9 protein-coding genes are annotated in these 8221 nt (G+C 39.7%); 8 read left to right on the top strand and 1 reads right to left on the bottom strand.

The window, feature by feature from the left end:
* From E4T80_RS13305 to E4T80_RS12215, 8 genes are all read left to right on the top strand, one after another.
* Positions 1–993, top strand: a 993-nt coding sequence (locus E4T80_RS13305) for an RHS repeat-associated core domain-containing protein (RefSeq protein ID WP_322783461.1), incomplete at its 5' end; no start/stop codon positions are given.
* Positions 993–1457 (top strand): hypothetical protein, encoded by a 465-nt coding sequence (locus E4T80_RS12185; RefSeq protein WP_135058668.1) that lies wholly within the window; start codon positions 993–995, stop codon positions 1455–1457. The genes E4T80_RS13305 and E4T80_RS12185, both read left to right, overlap by 1 nt.
* 304 nt (positions 1458–1761) lie before the next feature.
* Complete coding sequence (locus tag E4T80_RS13310) at positions 1762–3390, top strand: RHS repeat domain-containing protein (RefSeq protein ID WP_135058669.1); 1629 nt, start codon at positions 1762–1764, stop codon at positions 3388–3390.
* Complete coding sequence (locus tag E4T80_RS12195) at positions 3390–3749, top strand: hypothetical protein (protein ID WP_135058670.1); 360 nt, start codon at positions 3390–3392, stop codon at positions 3747–3749. The genes E4T80_RS13310 and E4T80_RS12195 overlap by 1 nt, the downstream gene beginning before the upstream one ends.
* 146 nt (positions 3750–3895) lie before the next feature.
* Entirely contained in the window at positions 3896–4630 is a 735-nt protein-coding gene (locus tag E4T80_RS13315; protein WP_135058671.1) for an RHS repeat domain-containing protein, read from the top strand.
* Between the two features lie 11 nt (positions 4631–4641).
* Positions 4642–5184, top strand: a complete 543-nt coding sequence (locus tag E4T80_RS12205) for a DUF4303 domain-containing protein (protein ID WP_135058672.1) — start codon at positions 4642–4644, stop codon at positions 5182–5184.
* 327 nt (positions 5185–5511) lie between these two features.
* On the top strand, positions 5512–7149 hold the full coding sequence (locus tag E4T80_RS12210) for an RHS repeat domain-containing protein (RefSeq protein ID WP_135058673.1): 1638 nt from the start codon (positions 5512–5514) through the stop codon (positions 7147–7149).
* Positions 7150–7153: 4 nt separating this feature from the next.
* The gene (locus E4T80_RS12215) at positions 7154–7777 is read left to right on the top strand and encodes a hypothetical protein (RefSeq protein WP_135058674.1); all 624 of its coding nucleotides are present in this window, start codon (positions 7154–7156) and stop codon (positions 7775–7777) included.
* Positions 7778–7998: 221 nt separating this feature from the next.
* Here E4T80_RS12215 and E4T80_RS13200 read toward each other — a convergent pair.
* Positions 7999–8221 (bottom strand): hypothetical protein (locus tag E4T80_RS13200; RefSeq protein ID WP_228074265.1); only part of this gene is annotated, 223 nt, incomplete at its 5' end.

An 8221-nucleotide genomic window follows, 5' to 3' on the forward strand; every position in this document is an offset into this window, starting at 1 on the left:
TTTAACCAACTCATCACCTTTAACGACAAGGCTCAACACCAGTGGCACTATAAATATGACGGCTTGGGCAGACGGATTGAGAAGTACAGCGAGCGGGACAACACAACGACCAAATATATTTGGGACGGCGACCAACTTGCCCTTACGCAGACATTCAAACGAGACAAACTGATTCACCAACGCCACAGCGTATTTCACGGCTGGGAACTGTTGGCACAGCAGGACAGTTACCAAGATAAACAGACCACCCACTACGCCGTCAGCCAACCGAACGGTAAGATTTTAGGGCTATTTACCCCCGAAGGTGAATTGACGTGGAAAGCGGAAAAACGCACCCTTTGGGGAATTTGTTTTGATTGGTATCAGTTTAAATACCCGAACCCGCTTGACCCGGAGATGTTATTTGCGGGGCAGTGGCTAGATAGTGAGAGCGGGTTAGCCTATAACCGCTTCCGTTATTACGACCCGGAAACGGGGAATTACCTGTGTTTAGATCCGATTGGGTTAAGTGGTGGGGAAACGCCTTATGCCTATGTACATAACCCGTGGGATTGGTTAGATCCTCTAGGTCTGGCAAGATGTCATGGATTACCTTCAACAAGAAAAGCCGGGGGAACAGGTAAAAATTATGATCCTTTGAATGGGCAAGGATTGTATATATTAAGAGATCCTATTACCAACCAAATTAAATATGTCGGACGGGGAGATGCTCCTGCTAGAGGGATTGCACATAAACAATCTCATGATAAAGGTCATTTAGTACAAGAAATAATAGCTAAAAATAACCTAACAAAAGCTGAAGCAAAATATTTAGAGCAAAGGTTAATAGATCACTTTGGTGGAGCAAAATCAACCAATCCATCGACAAATCTAATGAATAAAATACGTTCTTATTCAAAATTTAATCCAAATTCAGGGACATATTCTGTTGCTGGGGATTCAACAAAATGGGGAGATGAAATCTTCTCAGATATATTAAATGGACTAAAATAATGAAAAAAAACAAATTTGAAATTAAAGAGGGCGATATCTTCTTTATAGAAGATATTAAATATGGTAAAAAAATTTTTCCTTTTAATAATGCCCATAGAATAGGAAAAATAGTTTATATATCTAATGTATTTAAAAATATGATCGGGTTTATTCCTTCTAAAGATACTTACGATTCCATTTCTAGTTATAATAGTCAATTGATAGAGTTTATACCATATGTGATATATACTGCTGATTCAGAGATAAAAAAAGGGGGGTGGCCTATTTTAGATTATAAAGAAGTTACTAAAAATGAAACTTTACTAACTAAAAGAAGAGTTGCTAATACTATAATGATTAAAGATCAAGAATTAAGAATATGTACAGAGGATGATTACAATAAATATAAAAATCAAGGGATAGCTGGATTCGGTGCTGTCCATTATTTATTAACCAATTTAGATAAGGTTATTAATTCTAAATAATAGATTCTTTTTATCATTTTAAGATCTATTTAACTAATAGAAAATAGTCTTTATGGTGTTTTAAAATTCATCTTATGTTTTGTAAATTATTAAGCGAATTTAACGGATTGTTATAATATTTAAAATCATATTGGCTCTTTAAAAATAATATTATCAATACGATAAAGTCGGTCGGCTGACGGAACTTACCACCCTCCAATGGGCATACCCCGACCCGCAGACGAAAATCCGGCATATCACCACCGAGACAGAGGGCAAAACCGCCACCCTAACCACCACTTACCGTTACAATCGGGTCGGTGAGTTGGTACAACTGGATTTGCCTGCCGAACAGAGCGGGAAAAGTGAAACAAGCGGTCAGATACCGCAGCTTTTTTGCGATTACGATGCCAACGGCAATGAAATTGCCCGTTACGCCCCGCAGGGTTTTCAGCTGCGTCAGCAGTATGATGCGATGGATAACCTTGTTCGCCAGCGGGCAGGGAATGAGCCGAAACACTTTTTCGACAAACACGCATTGCAAGCCACGGGTATTGATGCCCCGACTTTCGCCAAACTTGACCGGCATTACGGCTATGATTTTGCGCAGAACACGATAAAAAGCCACGAGCGGGAGGAACGGCTTGACTTCACCCTCAACCGCAACGGGCAAATCACCGAAGTGATTGAAAACCAACGCTTAAGGGAAAGCTACCGTTATGATGAAAACGGCTATCTTACCCAACGGCATATCGGGTTGGCACGTTACGGGCAGTTGCACGACCCGTTGCAAACGGACTACGACAAACAGCCGCAAATTGTTCAAAATACGGATATTTACCAAAAAGGCAACCGACTGAACCGCTTGTCGGACACGATTTACCGCTATGACGAAGCCGGACGGGTGATTAGTCGCACCAAACACCCGAACCAACGCCACGAACGGCACGAAACCTTTGTGTGGAACGGGTTTAACCAACTCATCACCTTTAACGACAAGGCCCAACATCAATGGCACTATAAATATGACGGCTTAGGAAGACGGATTGAGAAGTACAGCGAGCGGGACAACACAACGACCAAATATATTTGGGACGGCGACCAACTTGCCCTTACGCAGACATTCAAACGAGACAAACTGATTCACCAACGCCACAGCGTATTTCACGGCTGGGAACTGTTGGCACAGCAGGACAGTTACCAAGATAAACAGACCACCCACTACGCCGTCAGCCAACCGAACGGTAAGATTTTAGGGCTATTTACCCCCGAAGGTGAATTGACGTGGAAAGCGGAAAAACGCACCCTTTGGGGAATTTGTTTTGATTGGTATCAGTTCAAATACCCGAACCCGCTTGACCCGGAGATGTTATTTGCGGGGCAGTGGCTAGACCAAGAATCAGGATTGGCTTATAACCGCTTCCGTTATTACGACCCTGAAACGGGGAATTACCTGTGTTTAGATCCGATTGGGTTAAATGGCGGGGAAACGCCTTATTCCTATGTACATAACCCGTGGGATTGGGTGGATTTATTTGGGCTGGCAGGGTGTAAACCAAAAATATCGCCGGAACAATTCCAAGCGTATAAAAAACTTAAAGATTTAGGACTTTCTACAAAAGATGCAGCAAAATATTCAAAAGGATTTGATAGTTTTTCCCAGTTTAAGCGTGTTGTTGGAGGGGCAGGAAAAGGGAATGCTTGGCATCATATTGTTGAACAAACACCGAGTAACTTAACTAAATTTGGAGCAAATAAAATTCATAATATAAATAATTTAATTAAACTTCCTCATGGAAAAGGAACAATTCACTCTCAAATATCTGGTTTCTATTCGTCTAAAGCACCATTTACTCAAGGAAAAACTGTTAGAAAATGGATATCACCACAGACATTTGATGAGCAATTTAAATTTGGTGTAGAACAACTTAAAAGATTAGGATGGAATTTTTAATGAACAGTAATAAATTAGATAGAATGATTCGATTATTCTGCGAGAATGCTGATATTTATGGGAATTATATTTTAGAAGGTTCCTCAACAAAAGCGAATAAAGCATACCAAAAAATTGTAGTCGCCAAAGACTACATTATTTCCTTAAATAAATTGGATATTCTCGCTCAATTCTTGGATTCTAGTTCAATATCCATAAAAATTTGGGCTTCTAGATATCTTTTATTCAGTACTGCTTTCTCCAAACAATCTCAATATATTCTTCAGTCTATTTCAGAAAATGAGAAAAGTTTACTAGGTACAATAGCTGAACAAACCTTAAAAGAGTGGGAAAAAGGATATTTAACATTAGAATACTAAAAATATGACGGCTTGAGAAATATAGCGAGTGGGACAATACGACGACCAAATATATTTGGGACGGCGACCAACTTGCCCTTACGCAGACATTCAAGCAAGGCAAACTGATTCACCAACGGCACAGCGTATTTCACGGCTGGGAACTGTTGGCACAGCAGGACAGTTACCAAGATAAACAGACCACCCACTACGCCGTCAGCCAACTGAACGGCAAGATTTTAGGGCTGTTTACCCCCGAAGGCGAACTGGCGTGGAAAGCAGAAAAACGCACCCTTTGGGGAATTTGTTTTGATTGGTATCAGTTCAAATACCCGAACCCGCTTGACCCGGAGATGTTATTTGCGGGGCAGTGGCTAGACCAAGAATCAGGATTAGCTTATAACCGCTTCCGTTATTACGACCCGGAAACGGGGAATTACCTGTGCTTAGATCCGATTGGGCTAGCGGGTGGGGAAACGCCTTATGCCTATGTACATAACCCGTGGGATTGGGTGGATCTTTTGGGGTTGAGTTCCTGTAAGAAAAACGCTGATATATTAAGACAAAATATGCTAAGGGAAGGAATAACCTTTCAAAAAGGTGATGCTGCAGCTCATATTGTAGCTTCAACAGGAAGTAAGGGACATTGGCAGGCAGCAGCACGCTCTAGAGAATTATTAGCACAATATAGAGTTAATATTAATGATGCTGCTAATGGAATTCCTTTAGGGCACCCAACACCGCATAATATAACTCATACACGAGCATTCCATGAAATGGTAAATAGTAGATTAAATAATGTTGTTAAATCTTTACCTAAAGCCGGAGCTCGAAGAATTAGATCTGCATTAAGAAAAGAGTTAAGAAATATTGGTAGTGAAGTATTAAAATCACTGAAGTAAGGAAAATACAGATGAATAATTCAGAATTTGATATATTAGTTAATGAAATTAATATTGCGGTTACATATTCAGTAAAAGAATTGTTTAATAATCATACAAATGAAGATTTTTACTATATTTCATTAATAACTTCTGGTGAGGCTCATTTGCCTATATTATCAGCCTGGTCTTATCAAAAGCTGCATAAATTGTCAAATTATGATGATCAAGAAGCTCACTTTATTAAATGGTCTTATGCTGATTCACCTTACACAATGTATAAAAATAAATTTTTTCATAATGTAGAAAAAATTTTGGAATCTCGTGATATTAAAAATATGAATGAAAGAGATTTAAATAGTGAATTTGATTTTAGAATAAATGCTATGGTTGATGCCATGCATCAAGCTGATATGAATGGAGTTTTCGGTCTTGGTGAATCCAGATTAAATTTGCTAATTAATGTTGAAGTAATGCCTCCAGATATAACAAATGTAATCCGTGCAAAAAAATTAAATCCTAAAAACTCTAAAATATTGCCAAGATGGATAGAAGAGGCTGGCGAAGAATACTAGGAAAATATTGATTTGAGATGAATTTAAAAGAATCGTTTTAAATTACACCATATTTACTATTATTATAGAAAGACTATCAAACGATATATTTCTCAATGAAATTTGCAAATTTCTAATAAATACTGACCGCTTGTTATAATATTTAAAATCATATTGTCTCTTTAAAAATAATATTATCAATACGATAAAGTCGGTCGGCTGACGGAACTTACCACCCTCCAATGGGCATACCCCGACCCGCAGACGAAAATCCGGCATATTATCACCGAGACAGAGGGCAAAACCGCCACCCTAACCACCACTTACCGTTACAATCGGGTCGGTGAGTTGGTACAACTGGATTTGCCTGCCGAACAGAGCGGGAAAAGTGAAACAAGCGGTCAGATACCGCAGCTTTTTTGCGATTACGATGCCAACGGCAATGAAATTGCCCGTTACGCCCCGCAGGGTTTTCAGTTGCGTCAGCAGTATGATGCAATGGATAACCTTATCCGACAACGGGCAGGGAATGAGCCGAAACACTTTTTCGACAAACACGCATTGCAAGCCACGGGCATTGATGCCCCGACCTTCGCCAAACTCGACCGGCATTATGGCTATGATTTGGCACAAAACACGATAAAAAGCCACGAGCGGGAGGAACGGCTTGACTTCACCCTCAACCGCAACGGGCAAATCACCGAAGTGATTGACAATCACACTCTGCGGGAAAGCTACCGTTATGACGAAAACGGCTATTTAGCCCAACGGCATATCGGGCTGGCACGTTACGGGCAGTTGCACGACCCGTTGCAAACGGACTACGACAAACAGCCGCAAATTGTTCAAAATACCGATATTTACCAAAAAGGCAACCGACTGAACCGCTTGTCGGACACGGTTTACCGCTATGACGAAGCCGGGCGGGTGATTAGTCGCACCAAACACCCAAACCAACGCCACGAGAGGCACGAAACCTTTGTGTGGAACGGGTTTAACCAACTCATCACCTTTAACGACAAGGCCCAACACCAGTGGCACTATAAATATGACGGCTTGGGCAGACGGATTGAGAAGTACAACGAGCGGGACAACACAACGACCAAATATATTTGGGACGGCGACCAACTTGCCCTTACGCAGACATTCAAGCAAGACAAACTGATTTACCAACGGCACAGCGTATTTCACGGCCGGGAACTGTTGGCACAACAGGACAGTTACCAAGATAAGCACACCACCCACTACGCCGTCAGCCAGCCGAACGGCAAGATTTTAGGGCTATTTACCCCCGAAGGCGAACTGGCGTGGAAAGCGGAAAAACGCACGCTTTGGGGAATTTGTTTTGATTGGTATCAGTTCAAATACCCCAATCTGCTTGACCCGGAGATGTTATTTACGGGGCAGTGGTTGGATAGTGAGAGCGGGTTAGCCTATAACCGCTTCCGTTATTACGACCCGGAAACGGGGAATTATCTGTGTTTAGATCCGATTGGATTAAGTGGTGGGGAAACGCCTTATGCCTATGTACATAACCCGTGGGATTGGGTGGATCTTTTTGGATTATTAAAGGAGTTTGGTATTGCACCATATGCGAGCATTTTACATAAGAATGATGGATTCGATGCTCACGAGTTGTTACAAAATTCTTGGTTAGAGCAGAATGGTTTTGTTAAACAGAGAGGTCGGGGGTTATCTAGAAGAAATCCTGCGATTGCAATTAAGAATGATCCTTTACATAAAGCTATAAATAACTTACAACGCAAATACGGATTATATGATCAATCTAAGTTAAAAAATCAGTCTGCATTATCTAATATTAATAAAAATGCAGCAATTACTAGACGAGCAATTACTGAAGATTTAGTTGGAAGAGGTATTGATAGAAAAACTGCTAAATCTCTTGCTAATAAGCATGTAAGCGAGCTTAGAAAACAAACAATAGACTTCGCTAAAGCAAACAACATTATTTCTTGTAGAGGATAAAATTATGGGAAAAGAGTATTATAGTGATATTGTAGAATATAATAATCAATATTGGGGGCGTATAGGTGGTAATATTCCTGAACTATTAATTTCATCAGTTAGTAGGGATTTCTACTTTTATGCAACATTACCACATCCAAATAAGGAGGGAATAATGTTTTCTATTTTTACTCCTAAGTGTTTTGATATGATGAATTCTAATAATATTTATCCTAATTGTTCTATAAAAGTTATAGTACATGAATTTAGTATAGAGAGTTCAAATCAAGACTTTTCTAATCCTAGTCTATCTAGAATGTCTATAAGTGATTATAAAGAATTAGAAAAAGAATACTATTTAATTAGAGAAATAAATCAGGAAAATTTTAATAATTCAGATGGAGAGTTTGATGAGCTAGAAGAACCATACCATTCAATTGTTATAGGAAGAGAAGCAATTTTAATCCAAAATGATGAAATGTATGCAAAAAAACTTATCCAAGATGGTTATAAGTTTTTTATGCAAATTGATGAATCGGGAATGCCAAATAGTTTAATTAAAAAAGATTATATTTTTGGGTATGGTGCATTATATTTATATTCTCGCTCTAATAATGAAGAAATTATTGCTGGCTTTTGGCAAAATTAGGCTCTAAGTTTATAAAAAGACTGGAAGTTCTATTATAAACATAGGAAAATAATTAAAACGACAAGCGGTGATTTTATCAATGAAATTTATAAATTTCTAATAAAAACCGACCGCTTGTTATGATGTTTGTTCTTTAAAAATACTAGTTTCAGTACGACCTGCTCATTGAAAAACGGGACGGCGAAGGGCACGCTTGGCAGTATGAATACGATAAAGACAGCCTAAAACTCACCGCCGTAATTAACCCGAAAGGGGAACGTTATCAGTATCGCTATAATGCGGACGACCAAATCGACACGGAAACGGATTTCTCCGGTGTACAGTGGCATTACGGTTATGATGACAACGGCAATTTGGCGACCCTCACCAACAGCTTGGGGGAAACCAATCATTACGCCTATAACGCCAATCAGCAGCTTACCCAAATCAGTACGGAAGCGGGAG

Origin of the sequence: Muribacter muris (assembly GCF_004569585.1) — a bacterium.
GTDB lineage: Bacteria > Pseudomonadota > Gammaproteobacteria > Enterobacterales > Pasteurellaceae > Muribacter > Muribacter muris.

What these genes read in the sequence shown, in the direction of transcription:
- E4T80_RS12185 (WP_135058668.1), top strand. Translation starts at nt 993, where the DNA reads ATGAAAAAAAACAAATTTGAAATTAAAGAGGGCGATATCTTCTTTATA.
- E4T80_RS12195 (WP_135058670.1), top strand. Translation starts at nt 3,390, where the DNA reads ATGAACAGTAATAAATTAGATAGAATGATTCGATTATTCTGCGAGAAT.
- E4T80_RS12205 (WP_135058672.1), top strand. Translation starts at nt 4,642, where the DNA reads ATGAATAATTCAGAATTTGATATATTAGTTAATGAAATTAATATTGCG.
- E4T80_RS12215 (WP_135058674.1), top strand. Translation starts at nt 7,154, where the DNA reads ATGGGAAAAGAGTATTATAGTGATATTGTAGAATATAATAATCAATAT.